Annotated in this window: 12 protein-coding genes; 10 read left to right on the top strand and 2 right to left on the bottom strand. The window is 71.9% G+C overall.

Annotated elements, in window-relative coordinates:
* Positions 1-41: 41 nt before the first annotated feature.
* A complete protein-coding gene (locus KJK29_RS36470; protein WP_251058030.1) occupies positions 42-1,643 on the bottom strand; it encodes a PucR family transcriptional regulator in 1,602 nt (533 codons plus the stop codon).
* A 238-nt stretch (positions 1,644-1,881) separates the two neighbouring features.
* Between KJK29_RS36470 and KJK29_RS36475 the strand changes: the two genes are divergently transcribed.
* From KJK29_RS36475 to KJK29_RS36485, 3 genes are read left to right on the top strand one after another with little or no spacing between them, the layout of a single operon-like run.
* Positions 1,882-3,150, top strand: coding sequence for an aspartate aminotransferase family protein (locus KJK29_RS36475; RefSeq protein WP_215123527.1), 1,269 nt, complete (start codon positions 1,882-1,884; stop codon positions 3,148-3,150).
* The gene (locus KJK29_RS36480) at positions 3,147-6,026 is read left to right on the top strand and encodes an FAD-binding and (Fe-S)-binding domain-containing protein (protein ID WP_215123529.1); all 2,880 of its coding nucleotides are present in this window, start codon (positions 3,147-3,149) and stop codon (positions 6,024-6,026) included. The genes KJK29_RS36475 and KJK29_RS36480 overlap by 4 nt, the downstream gene beginning before the upstream one ends.
* Positions 6,023-7,462, top strand: coding sequence for an NAD-dependent succinate-semialdehyde dehydrogenase (locus KJK29_RS36485; RefSeq protein WP_215123531.1), 1,440 nt, complete (start codon positions 6,023-6,025; stop codon positions 7,460-7,462). Before KJK29_RS36480 ends, KJK29_RS36485 begins: the two co-directional genes overlap by 4 nt.
* A 107-nt stretch (positions 7,463-7,569) precedes the next feature.
* Here KJK29_RS36485 and KJK29_RS36490 read toward each other — a convergent pair whose 3' ends face one another.
* Positions 7,570-8,316: an IclR family transcriptional regulator gene (locus KJK29_RS36490; protein WP_215124582.1), complete on the bottom strand. Its 747-nt coding sequence runs from the start codon at positions 8,314-8,316 to the stop codon at positions 7,570-7,572.
* A 271-nt stretch (positions 8,317-8,587) separates the two neighbouring features.
* On the opposite strand from KJK29_RS36490, the gene solA reads away from it, so the two are divergent.
* From solA to KJK29_RS36525, 7 genes are all read left to right on the top strand, one after another.
* Entirely contained in the window at positions 8,588-9,721 is a 1,134-nt protein-coding gene (gene solA / locus KJK29_RS36495; protein ID WP_215123533.1) for an N-methyl-L-tryptophan oxidase, read from the top strand.
* Positions 9,722-9,726: 5 nt separating this feature from the next.
* Complete coding sequence (locus KJK29_RS36500; RefSeq protein WP_251058163.1) at positions 9,727-10,725, top strand: succinylglutamate desuccinylase/aspartoacylase family protein; 999 nt, start codon at positions 9,727-9,729, stop codon at positions 10,723-10,725.
* A 120-nt stretch (positions 10,726-10,845) separates the two neighbouring features.
* Positions 10,846-11,973 (top strand): ABC transporter substrate-binding protein, encoded by a 1,128-nt coding sequence (locus KJK29_RS36505; protein ID WP_251058031.1) that lies wholly within the window; start codon positions 10,846-10,848, stop codon positions 11,971-11,973.
* Positions 11,966-13,105 carry an ABC transporter ATP-binding protein gene (locus KJK29_RS36510; protein ID WP_215123534.1) on the top strand — a complete coding sequence of 380 codons (1,140 nt, stop codon included), beginning with the start codon at positions 11,966-11,968 and terminating at the stop codon, positions 13,103-13,105. Before KJK29_RS36505 ends, KJK29_RS36510 begins: the two co-directional genes overlap by 8 nt.
* Positions 13,106-13,109: 4 nt before the next feature.
* Positions 13,110-14,030, top strand: coding sequence for an ABC transporter permease (locus KJK29_RS36515; RefSeq protein WP_251058032.1), 921 nt, complete (start codon positions 13,110-13,112; stop codon positions 14,028-14,030).
* Positions 14,027-14,893 (top strand): ABC transporter permease, encoded by an 867-nt coding sequence (locus KJK29_RS36520; protein WP_215123536.1) that lies wholly within the window; start codon positions 14,027-14,029, stop codon positions 14,891-14,893. Before KJK29_RS36515 ends, KJK29_RS36520 begins: the two co-directional genes overlap by 4 nt.
* Positions 14,890-16,308 (top strand): aminotransferase class III-fold pyridoxal phosphate-dependent enzyme, encoded by a 1,419-nt coding sequence (locus KJK29_RS36525; RefSeq protein WP_215123538.1) that lies wholly within the window; start codon positions 14,890-14,892, stop codon positions 16,306-16,308. The genes KJK29_RS36520 and KJK29_RS36525 overlap by 4 nt, the downstream gene beginning before the upstream one ends.
* Positions 16,309-16,341 lie beyond the last annotated feature (33 nt).

Genomic DNA, 16,341 nt, shown 5'->3' on the forward strand with positions numbered 1-16,341 from the left:
CCTCAAGAGATGGTGCCGACGCCTCGGCACTGAGGCATCCTTCACCCGGCGCGCAGCACGCGCAACGCCGTGAGTGCCACATGGAGTTCGGTGCGCCGCTCCCCGGATTCCAGGTCGGACTCGAGGAGTCGCTCGATGGTGCGCAGGCGCTGGTACATGGTCTCCCGGGACAAGCCGCCGCGACGGGCCGCTGTCGTCTTGTTGCCGGCGGCGTCGAGGTAGTGGCCCAGTGTCGTGAGCAGGTCGGTGCCGTGCTTGGTGTCGTGGTCGATGAGCCGGCCGAGGCGGCGCTCGGTGTAGTCCTGGACGCGCGTGTCCTCGCGCAGGGCGTACAGCAGACGGCGCAGGTCGATGTCCGGCAGTTCGTGGAAGGAGCGGTCCGGGGGGAGGGGCTGGCCGGGCGGGGTGGCCTCTATGACCCTGGCCGCCTCCCGGAAGGAGCGTGCCGTGTCGGCGAGGTCGGTCACCTCCGAGCCGACGCCGACGATCGCCCCGGGGACCAGACCCAGCGCGGTGCCGGACAGCCGTTCCGCCACGGGGCGCCAGGGCCGGTCGGGGCGCAGGGCGGGCAGGATGCCGAGGCGCCCGGGGGCGAGTTCGCCGACGAGGGCCGGGATCCCCGCCGACCGGAGTTCGCCGTGCAGCCGGGTCTCCAGCTCGCCTCCCTCGGCACCCGGGCCCAGGTCGAGGAGGATCGCCAGATAGCCGACGCCCTCCGTGGGCAGGCCCAGCGCGGCACAGCGGGCGCGGGCATCCTCGGGGGAGTGGTGGCGCTGCTCCGCCAGCTCCCGCAGGGCGGAGCGATGGGCCGTGTGCTCCCAGGGCGTGGAGTGGATCAGCCGGGCGACGGTCAGGGCCATCGCCGTCCGCTCCAGGACGGTGACATGCTCCGGCCCGAACGCCGGGCCGCCGTCGGCGGCCCCCCGGAGCATGGCCAGGCGGCCCCACTGTTCGCCCTGGTAGGAGACGGGCGCCGTCAGCCAGCCCTCCGGGCCGCTCGCCCCGGTGTGGTCGCCGGGTTCGGTGGCCCGGGAGCGCTGTTCCCAGTCGCCGAGCGCCTCCTCCACCGTGCTCCCCGACGGTTCGCAGATCAGCGCCTGGTGCACCAGATTCTCCAGGACGACCGTGCGGCCGCTCATCTCCGCCGCCGCGCGCACCACGTCCTCAGGGCCCGCGCCGCGCAGCGTCAGCCCGGTGAACGCCTCGTGGATCCGCTGCGTTCGGCGCATCGCGTCGGCCTGGCTGCCGAGAATGAGGGCGTGGACGACCTGCGTGACCTCCAGGAAGTTGACGTCCCGCGCGAGGGTGACCAGCGGCAGCCCCCGCGCCCGGCACGCCTGGACCAGGGCGTCGGGCGGCCGGTGGTAGCGCCGTACCAGCTCGATGACCAGGGCGGCCGCGCCCACATCCGTGAGTTCGTCGACGTACCGGCGCACCCCCGCCGTGTCGTCGGGCAGGGGCATGCCCGTGGTCAGGACCAGCTCGCCGCCCTTGAGGAAGGACGCCGGGTCCGTCAGCTCGGTGATGTGCACCCAGCGCACCGGCCGGTCCAGCCCGGCCGGCCCGGTGACGACCTGGGGCTGCCCGGCGGCCAGGACGGGCAGGGCCAGGATGTCGGCGACGCTCGGCGGGTGTGGGTTCACGATGGCTCCCTGCATGCCTGGTCACTCTGACAAGCCGCACTGACCTGCGCAAGAGCTGTCCATGGGAGGGACAGGGGGTGTCAGGGGGGTCCGGTGGTTGACACAACGTCCGAACAACGCGTTCCGGCTGGACAGATCACGCGTTGTCGCGCCCCGCGACGGCCCGGATGCTCGGGGTTGTCGGACCAGTACCGCGGATCACCGCAAGCAGACCTCGACGTACGGCCGGGAGACGAACATGACCGCACTGTCGCCGCACCTTCGCCAGGCCACGCCCGTGGTGGCCGCCCGGGGCGAGGGCGTCCATCTCTACGGTGAGGACGGCCGCCGCTACCTCGACTTCACCGCCGGCATCGGCGTCACCAGCACCGGGCACTGCCACCCCAAGGTCGTGGCGGCGGCACAGGAGCAGGTGGGCACGCTCATCCACGGCCAGTACACGACCGTCATGCACCAGCCGCTGCGCCGCCTCGTGGAGAAGCTCGGCGAGGTGCTGCCGGCCGGCCTGGACAGCCTGTTCTTCACCAACTCCGGCAGCGAGGCCGTCGAGTCGGCGCTGCGGCTGGCCCGCCAGGCCACCGGCCGGCCCAACGTCCTGGTCTGTCACGGCGGCTTCCACGGCCGTACGGTCGCCGCCGCCTCCATGACGACCTCCGGGATCCGCTTCCGGTCCGGCTTCTCCCCGCTGATGAGCGGTGTGGTCGTCATACCGTTCCCGACGGCCTACCGGTACGGCTGGGACGAAGAAGCCGCCACCCGCTTCGCCCTGAAGGAACTCGACTACACCCTCCAGACGATCTCCTCGCCCGCCGACACGGCCGCGATCATCGTCGAGCCGGTGCTCGGCGAGGGCGGGTACGTGCCCGCGAACCGCGCCTTCCTCGAAGGGCTGCGGGAGCGGGCGGACCGGCACGGCTTCCTGCTGATCCTCGACGAGGTGCAGACCGGCGTCGGCCGCACCGGCCGCTTCTGGGGCCACGACCACTTCGGCGTCACCCCCGACATCCTCGTCACCGCCAAGGGAATCGCCAGCGGCTTCCCCATCTCCGGCATCGCCGCCTCCGAGGAACTGATGACCAAGGCCTGGCCCGGCTCGCAGGGCGGCACCTACGGCGCCAACGCCGTCGCCTGCGCCGCGGCCTGCGCCACCCTCGACGTCGTACGCGACGAGAAGCTCGTCGAGAACGCCGAGACGATGGGCCAGCGGCTGCGCCAGGGCCTGGAGGCGGTGGCCGACCGCACCCCGGGCATCGGCGACGTCCGCGGCCTCGGCCTCATGCTCGCCAGCGAGTTCGTCACCGAGGACGGCAGCCCCGACCCCGAGACCGCCGCCCGCGTGCAGCGCGCCGCCGTCGACGAGGGTCTGCTCCTGCTGCTGTGCGGCGCCTGGAACCAGGTGGTCCGGATGATCCCGGCGCTCGTCATCGACGAGGCGGGCGTGGACGAGGGCCTGCGGGCCTGGGCGAAGGCGGTCGAGGCCGGCACGTCGGGAGCCGGGGACCGATGACCACCGCCACCCGCGACCTGGCCGGTCTGACGGCCCGGATCGCCGAGACCGCGCCCGGTCTGCGGGTGGAGACCGGCCCGGGGGCGACGGGCCCCTACGCCTACGACGCCTCCAACTACCGGGTGCTGCCCTGGGCCGTGGCCTTCCCGCGCACCGCCGACGACGTGGTCGCGGTGCTGCGGGCCTGCCGGGAGACCGGCGTCCCGGTCACGGCCCGGGGCGGCGGCACCAGCATGGCGGGCAACGCCGTCGGACTCGGGGTCGTCCTGGACTTCTCCCGGTACATGAACCGGATCCTGGACATCGACCCCGAGACCCGCACCGCACGCGTCGAGGCCGGTGTCGTCCTCGACGCGCTGCGCGCCGCGACCGCCCCGCACGGGCTCGACTTCGGCCCCGACCCGTCCTCGCACAGCCGCTGCACCCTCGGCGGCATGATCGGCAACGACGCGTGCGGCAACCGGTCGGTGCGCGACGGGCGGACCAGCGGCCATGTCGAGGCCCTGGAGATCGTCACGGCCGACGGCGTGCGGGCCGTCGCCGACCGCACCGGCCTGCACCCGGCCGAGCCCCGCGACGCCGGAGTCGTCGCCCGGCTCGAATCCGACCTCCGGAAGCTGATCGAGGACAACCTGGCGCCGATCCGCACCGAACTGGGCCGGATCCCGCGCCAGGTCTCCGGCTACCAGCTGCACCGCCTGCTGCCGGAGAACGGCTTCGACATGGCCCGCGCGCTCGTGGGCACCGAAGGCACCTGTGCGGTCGTCACCGCCGCGACGGTCCGCCTGGTGGCGACCGCACAGGCCTCGGCGCTGCTGACCCTCGGCTACGACGACGTCGTCGACGCGGCCGAGGACGTGCCGGAGATCCTGCGCTTCTCGCCGAGCGCCGTGGAGGGCATGGACGAGGCGATCGTCGCCACCATGCGCGTCCGCCGCGGCCCGGACTCCGTCACCGGCCTGCCCGAGGGCCGCGCCTGGCTCTACGTCGAACTCGAGGGCGAGGACCAGGCCGCGGTCGACGGCCGTGCCGCCGAACTGCTCGACGTGCTGAAGGCACAGGGCCGGCTGACCGGCGGACGGGTCGTCGAGAGCCCGGCCGAGCGGCGCTCGCTGTGGCGGGTCCGGGAGGACGGGGCGGGGCTGGCCGCCCGGCTGGTGGACGGCGGGGAGTCCTGGCCCGGCTGGGAGGACGCGGCCGTCGCCCCCGAGAACCTCGCCGCCTATCTGCGCGACTTCCGCGAGCTGCTGGCCGCGCACGCGCTGACCGGTGTGCTGTACGGGCACTTCGGCGCGGGCTGCGTCCACGTGCGGATCGACTTCGACCAGGCCACGGACACCGGCCGGGCCGTCATGCGGCGGTTCCTCTCCGAGGCGGCCACGCTCGTCGTCTCGCACGGCGGCACCCTCTCGGGCGAGCACGGCGACGGCCGGGCCCGCAGCGAACTGCTGGAGGTCATGTACAGCCACCGCATGATCAGCGCCTTCGCCGCCTTCAAGCGGATCTTCGACCCGGACGGACTGCTCAACCCCGGGGTCATCGTCGAGCCGGCACCCCTGGACGCCGACCTCGCCCTGCGTGAACTCCCGCTCGTGGACACGTCGTTCACCTTCCCGCACGACACCGACGGTTTCACGGGCGCGGTGCGCCGCTGTGTCGGCATCGGCCGCTGCCGCAGCGACTCCGGCGGCGTGATGTGCCCGAGCTACCGGGCCACGGGGGAGGAGAACGACTCCACCCGCGGCCGGGCCCGCATGCTCCAGGAGATGGTGCGCGGCGAGGCCGTCCAGGACGGCTGGCGCTCGACCGAGGTCAAGGACGCCCTCGATCTGTGCCTGTCCTGCAAGGCCTGCTCCAGCGACTGCCCGGTGGGCGTCGACATGGCGACGTACAAGGCGGAGTTCCTGCACCAGCACTACAAGGGCCGCTTGAGGCCCCGCTCCCACTACTCGCTCGGCTGGCTGCCCAGGACCTCCGCACTCGCCGGATACGCGGCCCGACCGGTCAACGCCCTGCTGCGCGGACCGCTCGGCAGGCTCCTCGCCCGCCTCGGCGGCGTGACCACCGAGCGCAGGATCCCCGCCTTCGCCTCCCGGCGCGCCCTGCGGAAGACCCTGCGCGCGGCGAAGACCCTGAGCGCGGCTCCGGGGCCGGCGAAGGCCCTGCTCTTCGTCGACAGCTTCACCCGGGCCTTCCGCCCTCAGGTCGCGGGGGCGGCGAGCCGGGTCCTCGCCGAAGCCGGTGTTCCCTGCACCCCGCGCGAGGGCCTGTGCTGCGGACTGACCTGGGTCAGCACCGGCCAGCTGTCCGTGGCCCGCAGGATCATGGCCCGTACGGTCGCCGCCCTCGACGACGGCGACGACCGGCCGATCATCGTGGCCGAGCCGAGCTGCGCCGCAGCCCTCAAACGCGACGTGCCCGAACTGCTCGGCACCGAGGCCGCACAGCGCGTCGCGGACCGCGTCCACACCTTCACCGGGGCCCTCACCGACCTCGCCGACCAGGGCTGGACCCCGCCACCGCTGCCGCAGGACGTCGTCCTGCAGACCCACTGTCACGAGTACGCCACCTTCAAGGGCCGCCGCCCCGCCGACCTGCTGCGCCGCCTCGGCGTCGGTACGGTGGACGAGGCCGAGGGCTGCTGCGGACTCGCCGGGAACTTCGGTTTCGAGGCGGAGCACTACGACACCTCGATGGCCGTCGCGGACCTGGCTCTCACACCGCGCCTCGACGCCCTCGACGGACGACCCGTCGTCGCCGACGGCTTCAGCTGTGCCACCCAGATCGACCACCTCGCCGGTGACCGGGGCATCCGCGCCCTGCACCTCGCGGAGCTCCTCGACCCCTGCGCCGACCGACCAGGAGAGACATCATGACCGAGGTACTGAACCAGCTGTTCATCGGCGGTGCCTGGGTGGACGCCGCGGACGGCGCCACCATGCCCGTCGACGATCCCGCCACCGGCGAGATCCTCAGCCAGGTCGCCGACGCCGGTGCCAAGGACGCCAGGCTCGCGGAGGAGGCGGCCGTCCAGGCCCAGGCCGAGTGGGCCCGTACGGCACCCCGGGCGCGCAGCGAGATCCTGCGCCGCGCGCACGAGATCATCCTCGAACGCACCGACGAACTCGCCCGCCTCATGACCTCCGAGATGGGCAAGCCGCTCGCCGAGGCCAGGGGAGAGGTGGCGTACGCCGCCGAGTTCTTCCGCTGGTTCTCCGAGGAGGCCGTGCGGATCGACGGGGGGTGCGGCACGCTGCCCGACGGCCGCAACCGCATGTTCCTCTCCCGCCGCCCGGTGGGCCCCTGTCTGTTGATCACGCCGTGGAACTTCCCGCTGGCCATGGGCACCCGCAAGATCGGCCCGGCGATCGCAGCGGGCTGCACGATGATCCTCAAGCCGGCCCCGCAGACCCCGCTGTCCAGCCTCGCCCTGGCCGGGATCCTGAAGGAGGCCGGGCTGCCCGACGGCGTGCTGAACGTCGTCACCACCTCCCGCGCCGGAGAGGTCTGCGAACCCCTGCTGCGCGGCGGCCGGATCCGCAAGCTGTCCTTCACCGGCTCCACGGCCGTCGGCCGGCTGCTGCTCGCGCAGTGCGCCGACGCCGTCGTACGGACGTCGATGGAGCTGGGCGGCAACGCGCCGTTCATCGTCTTCGACGACGCCGACCTGGACGTGGCCGTGGACGGCGCGATGGTCGCCAAGATGCGCAACATGGGCGAGGCCTGCACCGCCGCGAACCGTTTCTTCGTCCACCGGTCGGTCGCCGAGGAGTTCGGACGGCGGCTCGCCGAGCGGATGGGCGCGCTCGAGGTCGGCCCCGGTACCCGGGACGGTGTGGACGTCGGCCCGCTGATCGACATCGTCGGGCGCGCCAAGGTCGAGGAGCTGGTCGCCGACGCGGTGGAGCGCGGCGCCGAGGTGCTGGTCGGCGGCCAGACGCCAGAAGGGCCCGGCTGTTTCTACCCGCCGACCGTGCTCGCGGAGGTCTCCCCCGAGAGCCGCCTCATGGACACGGAGATCTTCGGCCCGGTCGCCGCGATCCTCACCTTCGACGACGAGGACGAGGTCCTGCGCCGGGCCAACGACACGCCCTGGGGTCTCGTCGGCTACGTCTTCACCGAGGGGCTCGACCGCGGCCTGCGCGTCAGCGAGGGCCTGGAGGTGGGCATGGTGGGCCTGAACACCGGCCTGGTCTCCAATCCGGCCGCGCCCTTCGGCGGGGTCAAGCAGTCCGGGCTCGGCCGTGAGGGCGGCCGGGTCGGGATCGACGAGTTCCTGGAGTACCAGTACATCGCGGTGCCCGTCCGATGACAGCCGCATCCTCCGACACGTCCGGGCGCGCGAGCGCCTGACCCCGTGACATGCCACGCCCCCTGGTGCCGGTCGTCACCAGGGGGCCCGTCACGCGTGCCGGTCCGTCACGCGCCCAGGCGGCGGTCGGTGATCTCCTTCGCCGTGTCGGCGACCAGACGGCCCCACTCGGGCAGCCGCGCCTCGTCGTAGCGCGAGTCGGGCAGCGAGACGGCCACGGAGGCGAGCGGTGTGCCGTCCTCGTCGAGGACGGGCGCGGCGATCGCGCAGACGTCCGGGCGGTACTGGTTGCGGTTGAGCGCGTAGCCGTCGGTGCGCACCCGCTTCAGCTCGGCGCGCAGCTCGCCCGGATCGACGAGTGTGGCGTCGCTGTAGCTCTCCAGCCCGCGCTCCACCAGCTCCTCGACGTCGGCGGACGGCAGATGGGCCAGGACCGTGCGTCCCGTCGCGGTGGCGTGCAGCGGCGAGGTGTCGCCGATCGCGTGGAACGTGCGCACCGCGTGGTGGCAGTCCACCCGGTCCACGACGACCATGCACTGCAGCGCGTCCGGCACCGACAGGTGGATCGTCTCGTTCAGCGCGTCCCGCAGCCGGATCATGGGCTCCCGCGCGGCCGCGAACAGACTCGATCCCTGAAGCGCCGCCGGCCGTACGGCGAGCACGCGCGCGCCGATCTCCCAGCGCGTGGTGTCCTTGCGGTTCGCCCGCAGCCACCCGGCCTCGTTCAGAGTGACCAGCGTGCGCTGCACGGTCGACTTGGGCAGCCCGAACAGCTTGGTCAGTTCCCCCACCGTGACCGGCTGGTGCTGCGCGACCGCTTCCAGGATCCGCAACGACCTGGTCACGCTCTTCATTTCCATCTGATTTCCCCCGTTAACTCGCGGAATCCCTTGCGTACACCCCTTGACTCCCCTCCTCGCCACTGCCATTCTCGTGCCAGATTCTAGCACACCGTTCCACAATGTGGCACAGCAGGCTGACGAAGAGAACAGCCTGAGCCCCCTCCCCCCGGACAGTGCGAGCCATGGCCCTCGGCCCATCGCCTACGCCGTCCCTTCCGGAATTCCAGAGTCCGCATACCGGGCGTACAGCATCCGCGCTCCGGGAGACGAAAGGAACCCCCTCGTGTCTGCCAAGAAGCGCGTCGCCGTCGTCGGCGTCGGAACGATGGGCGCTCAGGCCGCCTGGCGCCTGGCCGCCCGCGGAGCCGAGGTCGTCGGCTACGACCGTTTCGCCCCGGGCCACGACCGCAGTGCCGCCGGCGGCGAGACCCGGATCTTCCGCAGCGCCCACTTCGAGGACTCCCGCTATGTGCCGCTGCTCCAGCACGCCGACACCCTGTGGGAGACGCTCCAGCGGGAGACCGGCCGCGAGCTGCGCCGGTTGACCGGATGCCTGCTGATGGGGCCCACCGCCCACCACCAGATGGCCACCGTCCTGCAGTCGATCGCCGAGCACGGCCTCGACCACGAGGTGCTCGACACCGAGGCGCTCGCCAAGCGTTTCCCGCAGTTCCGGATCGAGGACGGCGACGCCGCCGTGCTCGACCGGCGCGCGGGCTTCATCCGGCCCGAACTGACCATCCAGACCGCCGCCCGCCGCGCCGAGGAACTCGGCGCCCGCATCCACCGCTACACCACCGTCCGCGAGATCGTGCCCACCGGCAGCGGCGTGGAGATCCGCACCGACGCCGGGAGCGAGCGGTTCGACGCGGCCGTGGTCAGCCCCGGCCCGTGGGTGAACGACCTGCTGCCCGACCTGCCGTGGGAGGTGGACATCCGCCGCCTGCTCAGCGCCTGGTACGTGCCCACCAGCGACGCCTGGTTCGGCGAGGAGCGCCCGGCGTTCATCCGCACCGCCCCCACCCACTGCTACGGACTGCCCTCCCCGGACGGCGTCTCCGTGAAGCTCGGCCTGTCCCGCGCCCTGCACCGCCCCGCCGGCGACCCGAACCGCCTCGACCGCACGGTGGCGCCCGAAGAGCTGGAGATCTTCACGGAGCTGATGGGCCGCTACATGCCGGATCTGAACCCCGACCCGGTCCGCCTCTCCGTCTACATGGAGGGCTACACCGAGAGCAGCCGCCCGCTCGTCGGCCCCCTGCCGGGCACCAGCGATGTCGTCCTGCTCGCCGGCTTTTCCGGCCACGGCTTCAAGCTCTCGCCCGCCTTCGGCGACATCGCGGCGGACCTGGCGCTGGACGGCACCTCGGCGCAGCCCATCGACTTCCTCTCCACCCAGGACCGCGCGGAGGCGTGACGACCATGACCGAGAAGCTGACCCTGGGCACGCTGACCGTCGGGACCCTGAGCGCCGAGCCCGGCACCAAGACCCGCGGCACCGTCCCCGCCGACCTCGGCACCCTCACCGTCGACATCCCGCTGACCCTGGTCAACGGCGCCCGGCCCGGCCCCCGCGTCGTCATCACGGCGGGCGTGCACGGCGGCGAGTTCACCGGCATCGACGCCGCCACCCGGCTCGCGGCCCTGCTGGAACCCGGCGAGGTGCGCGGCCAGATCGTCCTCTGCCCGGTCGCCAACCCCCCTGCCGTCTACCAGGGCCGACTCGGTGTCTCCCCGGTCGACGGCGTCAACATCAACCGCGTCTTCCCCGGCGACCCCGAGGGCGGCCCCACCGAGCGGCTCGCCGCCTGGCTCTTCACACACCTGCTGGACGGCGCCGAGGCCTACATCGACCTGCACTCCGGCGGCATCGACGAGGTCCTGCGCGACTTCGTCGGCTACCGCCTCACCGGCAACCCCGAACTCGACGCCAGGACCGCCGACATGGCCCACTCGGTCGGCATCGAGGACGTCATCCTCGGTCTGAACGCCGAGGGCGGCAACAGCCACGCTGCCGCCGCCCGCCAGGGCATCCCGGCGATCCTCGTCGAGACGGGCGACCTCGGCGAGCGGGACCCGGCCATCGCCCGCCGCTTGGTCGACGGCCTGTACGGAGTGCTGGCCCGGCTCGGTGTCCTGGAGTCGGAGACCCGGAACAGCACCGCCGTCCGCGAGTGGGTCTGGGTCGCGGGCGTCACCTCCGACGCCACCGGCCTCTGGTACCCCGAGTTCTCCCTCGGCGACGACGTGACCGAGGGCCAGGTCATCGGCCGTGTCATCGACCCCGCCGACGGCCGGGAGCACAAGATCCACACCCCCGCCTCCGGACGCGTCTTCTACGGGATGCACGGACTGACCGTCGCCCCCGGCACCGAACTCGCCGCCATCGCCGCACCCGCTCCCCGGGAACCGGCCCCCTGACCCCACCCCCCTGACGTACGCCCGCAGCTCCCCCCACAGCCCGCACCCCACAGATCGAGACCCCGCTACACGCCCCACCCCACGCTCCCCCTTTCCGCACAGCACATCCAGGAGGCCCCCGTGACGCATCGATTCGCGGCTCCGCCGCGTGGCACCCGGATCGACCGCAGAGTGTTCCTGCGCGGCGTCGGCTCGGTTGCCGCAGGCATCGCCGCCGCCGGCACGCTCAGCGCCTGCGGCACCGGCACCAGCCGCTCCGTCGGCAGCGGCTCCAAGAGCTCCAAGACGCTCGTCGTCCGCAACAGCGGCGGCTCCTACGGCGACGCCAACCAGCAGGCGATCTACGAGCCGTTCACCAAGGAGACCGGCATCCAGGTCAAGGTGGTGAACATCGAGTACGCCCAGATGCTCGCCCAGATCAAGCAGGGCCGCCCCGAGTTCGACGTCATCGACGACTCGATGGCCGACTTCGTGCTCTTCCAGCAGGAGGACGCCACCGAGGCCCTGGACTACGACCGGCTGAAGAACTTCAAGAAGGCCGGCGTCGCCAAGAACCTCGTCACCTCCAACGCCGTCGGCAAGAACTACTGGGCCAGCGTGATGGCGTACCGCACGGACTCCTTCGGCAAGAGCAAGCCCTCCTCCTGGGCCGACTTCTGGGACACCAAGGCCTTCCCAGGCAACCGCGCCCTCCAGGCCCTGGACGCCGACCTGCCCGAGCTGGAGTTCGCCCTCCTCGCCGACGGCGTGCCCCTCGACAAGCTCTACCCCCTCGACGTCGACCGTGCCTTCAAGGTCCTCGGCGAGATCAAGCCCCACGTCCGGAAGTTCTGGGACACCGGCGCCCTGCCCGGCGTGCTGCTGGGCCGCAAGGAGGTCGACGCCTCCAGCGTCTGGCACGGCCGCCTGGACGCCCTGATCAAGGGCGGCGCACCCCTCGCCTACCAGTGGAACGGCGCCCGCCGCCAGAGCAACGGGCTCGGCATCCCCAAGGGAGCCGCCAACCTCGACGCCGCCTACCGACTCGTCGACTTCTCGCTGCGCCCCGAAGTACAGGCCGCCTACGCCGAGATCTACCCCATGGCCCCCTCGGTGCCCGCCGCCTACAAGAGGCTCAAGCCCGCCACCGCCGCCAACCTGGGCAGCTCGCCCGAGCACCTGAAGAGCGGCTTCGACCTGGACGTCGAGTGGTGGATCAAGAACCAGGACGCCGTGTCCAAGCGCTGGCAGGAGTGGACGCATGCCTGACCTGAACGTGATGCCCGACCCCTCGCTCACCGTCCCGTCGATGCCGACCGGCACCGGAAAACCCCTGTCCGTCACGCGACTTCGCAAGACCTACGGGGGCGTCACCGCCGTCGACGAGGTCTCCATGGAGATCGCGGCGGGCGAGTTCGTCACCTTCCTCGGAGCGTCCGGCTCCGGCAAGACCACCACCCTGATGATGATCGCCGGGTTCTGCGAGCCCGACTCCGGCAGCATCGTCGTCGGCGGCCGTGACGTCACCCGCCTCGCCCCGCAGAAACGCGGACTGGGCTTCGTCTTCCAGCAGTACCTGCTCTTCCCGCACATGACGGTGTGGGACAACGTCGCCTTCCCGCTGACCCTGCGCGGTGTGTCCAAGGCGGACCAGCGCCGCCGGGTCGGCGAGACCCTGGAGATGGCCGGACTGTCGGCCATGGCCCGCCGCCGGCCACGCGAACTCTCCGGCGGCCAGCAGCAGCGCGTCGCGCTGTGCCGGGCCCTGGTCTACCGGCCCCCGGTCATCCTGATGGACGAACCGCTGGGCGCCCTCGACAAGAAGCTGCGCGACCAGCTCCAGACCGAGATCAAGCGCATCCAGCAGGAACTCGGCCTGACCGTCATCTATGTGACGCACGACCAGGAAGAGGCCCTGGTCCTCTCCGACCGCATCGCGGTCATGCGGGACGGGCGGATCGACCAGTTCGACACCCCGCAGGAACTCTTCGAACGCCCGCGCACCCCGTTCGTGGCCGACTTCCTCGGCGCCGCCAACTTCCTCCCGGGCCGCCTGGAAGCGCACACGGGGGAGATCACCACCGTCCGGCTCGACTCGGGCGGCCTGATCACGGCCCGTCCGCAGGCCGTCCCGGACGGAGCGCGGGTGCGCGCTGCGGTCCAGCCCGGCCGGCTCGTCCTGTGCCCGCCCGACCAGGGCTTCTGTACCGGGACCGTCGAGACGGTCACCTACGTCGGGACCCTCGTACGCGTCACCGTCCGTCCCCTGGGCGGCGCCGACACCGAACCCGTACGGCTCGAACTGCCCGCCGGACGCGCCCCCTCCTTCGGCGAGCGCGTCGGCCTCACCGCGGACCCCGCGAACGTCAGCGTCTTCCCCGACACGGAAAACGGGGGGTGACGACGTGGCCGTACTCGCTCCGGCATCCCGGCCCGCCGCCCCGGTGCCCCGCAGGAAACGACAGGCCCGCCTGCTCTCCGACCGCCGCACCCGCTTCGGACTGCTCAACGCCGCGCCCGTCGTCCTCTATCTGCTGATCCTCTTCGTCTATCCGATCTTCAGCACCCTGATGCTGAGCCTCAAGGACCAGGCCGGCGGCTTCACCCTCCACTGGTACGCCGACGCCTTCCGCGGCGCCAACCTGGAGATCCTGCTCACCACCCTGCGGATCTCCGCCGAGACCTCACTGATCAGCCTGGTCGTCGGTTTCGTGCTGGCCTCCGCGATCTGCCGGCTCAAGCCCCTGTGGGCGGGCCTCGCGATGCTCGTGGTGGTCGTCCCGCACTTCATCAGCGCCCTGGTGCGCACCTACGGCTGGATCATCCTGCTCGGTGACAACGGCGTGGTGAACAACGCCCTCACCGACTCGCGCTTCCCCGGCGCACCCTTCCAACTGCTCTACAACGAGATCGGCGTCGTCATCGGCACCACCGCCGTGATGCTGCCGTACACCGTGCTGCTGCTGTACGCCGTCATGAAGGGCATCGACCGACGGCTCCTGGCCGCCGCGGCCAGCATGGGCGCCGGAAAGATCACCATCTTCCGCCGTGTCTACGTTCCCCTGGTGGCACCCGGCCTGGTCAACGCCGGTGTCCTGTGCTTCATCCTCTGCCTCGGCTACTACCTCACACCCGCCCTGATGGGCGGCGAGAAGCAGACCATGGTCGCCTCGCTCATCGACGAACAGGTCATGAAGCAGAACCAGTGGAACGGCGCCTCGGCGCTCGGCATCATCCTGCTGCTCTTCACCTTCGCCGGGCTGATCCTGCTGCGGCTGCTGAAGTCGGCGGGCGAGGCCTACCGGAACCGGGGGACGGCGTCATGATCGAGCTGCGTGCCACCCTGGCCGGACGCATCGCCCTGGCCGTCCTGTCCACCCTGATCCTGCTGTTCCTGGCGATGCCGATCATCGTCATCGTGGTCACCTCCTTCGGCAAGGACGCCTTCGGCTCGTTCCCTCCGGAGGCCTGGACGCTCGGCTGGTACGAGCAGTTGTTCGCCGACGGCAGCAAATGGCCGGCCGCGCTCTCGTTGAGCGTGCTGGTCGCCTCCCTGACCACCGTCTTCTCCCTCGTCCTCGGCATCACGGCGGCCACGGCACTGGTCCGCAGCGACCTGCCCCTGCGCTCCGCGGTCTACGGCCTGGTCCTCGCCCCGCTGGTGATCCCTCAGGTCGTCATCGCCCTCGGCCTGTTCCTGCTCTTCGAACCGGCCGCGATGCTCGGCAGCCCCATCGCCATCGCCTTCGGCCACACCGTGCTGGCCTCGCCCATCGCGGTCATGATCCTCATGGCCACGCTGAAGGGCATCGACGAACGCCTGGAGGACGCGGCCGCCAGCATGGGCGCCAGCCGCCTGACCGTCTGGCGACGCATCACCTTCCCCCTCGCCGCGCCGGGCATGATCGCCGCCGCGATCTTCTCCTTCATCACCAGCTTCGACGAGTTCTTCATCTCGCAGTTCCTGTCCTCCGTGGACACCGTGACGCTGCCCGTCCAGGTGTTCAACGTCCTCCAGTACAACGTCGATCCGTCGGTGACCGCCGTCAGCGCGATCCTCATCGCGGTCGCCGTCGTCGCCCTCGCCCTGGTCGTCGCCGTGCGCCGACTGGGCGGCCCGGGCAAGCAGGCGGGCCTGCTGCCCACGGAATCCGCCGTGAGCCTCCCCGCCGGAAGTGAGACCCGATGACCATCAGCACCCAGGCCCCGGCCGGTGAACTCTCCGCCACCGCGGCCAGACACCTGCTCCTCAACATGACCCCCAACGGCTCGCTCGGCCGCTCCGGCGAGAACCTCTTCGTCGTCCGGCGCGGCGAGGGACCGTACGTCGACGACGCGGACGGCAAGCGCTACATCGACGGCCTCTCCGGCCTGTACTGCTGCCAGCTCGGCTACTCCTACGCCCCCGAGTTCGCCGAGGCCGCCGACCGCCAGCTGCGCGAGCTGTGCTTCAGCCCCCTGTGGTCCTCCTCCGCGCACCCCACGGCCATCGAGCTGTCGGAGCGCCTTGCGCGCATCGCCCCCGTCGACATCGAGCACACCTTCTTCTCCGGCGGCGGCGCCGAAGCCGTCGAGACCGCCTGGAAGATCGCCCGCCGCTACCACGCCCTGCGTGGCGAAGCGGGCCGCACCAAGGCCATCGCCCGCCGCGGCGCCTACCACGGCCTGACCCTCGGCGCCCTCTCCCTCACCGACGACCCCGGGCTGCGCGAACCGTACGGACCGGGCGCGATCGAGACCCGGTTCGTCTCCAACACCAACCGCTTCGGCCTCGCCCCCGAGGCACCCGGGGCTCCCGAGGCCCCCGAGCGCATGGACGACGAGACGTTCACCTCCCACCTGCTCGCCGAGCTGGAGGCCGCGATCCTGGCCGAGGGCCCGGACACCGTCGCGATGCTGATCGCCGAGCCGGTGCAGAACCGGGGCGGCTGCATCACCCCGCCCGAGGGCTACTGGCCGGGCCTGCGCGCCCTGGCCGACCGGTACGGCTTCCTGCTCGTCACCGACGAGGTCATCACGGCCTTCGGACGGCTGGGGGAGTGGTTCGGCGGCGACCTGTACGGGGCCCGCCCCGACATCGTCACCGTCGCCAAGGGCATCACCGCCGGCTACGCCCCCATGGGAGCGACGCTCGTCAGCGACCGCGTCACCGAGGTCATCAACCGGCCCGGCGCCGTCCTCAACCACGGCTACACCTTCGCCGGCCACCCGCTCAGCGCCGCCATCGCCCTGCGCAGCCTGGACATCATGGAGCGGGACCGGATCCTGGACAACGTCCGCGGCCACCAGGCGCATCTGGCCCGGCGCATGGACGCCCTGACCGACCTGCCGATCGTCGGAGACGTCCGCGGCGCCGGCTTCTTCTACGCCGTCGAACTCACCGGAGACCTCGACGACGGCGGCTTCGGCGACACAGCCCGCACCGCGCTCGTCGCCGACCTGATCCCGCGCCGGCTGCGCGAGGCAGGGCTGCTCGCCCGCGTCTACAACCGCGCCGCCCCACTGGTCCAGATCGCGCCGCCGCTGATCAGCGACCGCGAACTCCTCGACCGTATCGGCGACATCATCGCGGCCACCCTCGACGAGGCCTCCGCCCGCCTCTGACACCCGCCTCACACCCGTCCTGGAAAGGAACCC

Origin of the sequence: Streptomyces koelreuteriae, assembly GCF_018604545.1 — a bacterium.
GTDB classification, from domain to species: domain Bacteria; phylum Actinomycetota; class Actinomycetes; order Streptomycetales; family Streptomycetaceae; genus Streptomyces; species Streptomyces koelreuteriae.

What these genes read in the sequence shown, in the direction of transcription:
- KJK29_RS36475 (WP_215123527.1), top strand. Translation starts at nt 1,882, where the DNA reads ATGACCGCACTGTCGCCGCACCTTCGCCAGGCCACGCCCGTGGTGGCC.
- KJK29_RS36480 (WP_215123529.1), top strand. Translation starts at nt 3,147, where the DNA reads ATGACCACCGCCACCCGCGACCTGGCCGGTCTGACGGCCCGGATCGCC.
- KJK29_RS36485 (WP_215123531.1), top strand. Translation starts at nt 6,023, where the DNA reads ATGACCGAGGTACTGAACCAGCTGTTCATCGGCGGTGCCTGGGTGGAC.
- KJK29_RS36490 (WP_215124582.1), bottom strand. Translation starts at nt 8,316, where the DNA reads ATGAAGAGCGTGACCAGGTCGTTGCGGATCCTGGAAGCGGTCGCGCAG.
- KJK29_RS36500 (WP_251058163.1), top strand. Translation starts at nt 9,727, where the DNA reads ATGACCGAGAAGCTGACCCTGGGCACGCTGACCGTCGGGACCCTGAGC.
- KJK29_RS36510 (WP_215123534.1), top strand. Translation starts at nt 11,966, where the DNA reads ATGCCTGACCTGAACGTGATGCCCGACCCCTCGCTCACCGTCCCGTCG.
- KJK29_RS36520 (WP_215123536.1), top strand. Translation starts at nt 14,027, where the DNA reads ATGATCGAGCTGCGTGCCACCCTGGCCGGACGCATCGCCCTGGCCGTC.
- KJK29_RS36525 (WP_215123538.1), top strand. Translation starts at nt 14,890, where the DNA reads ATGACCATCAGCACCCAGGCCCCGGCCGGTGAACTCTCCGCCACCGCG.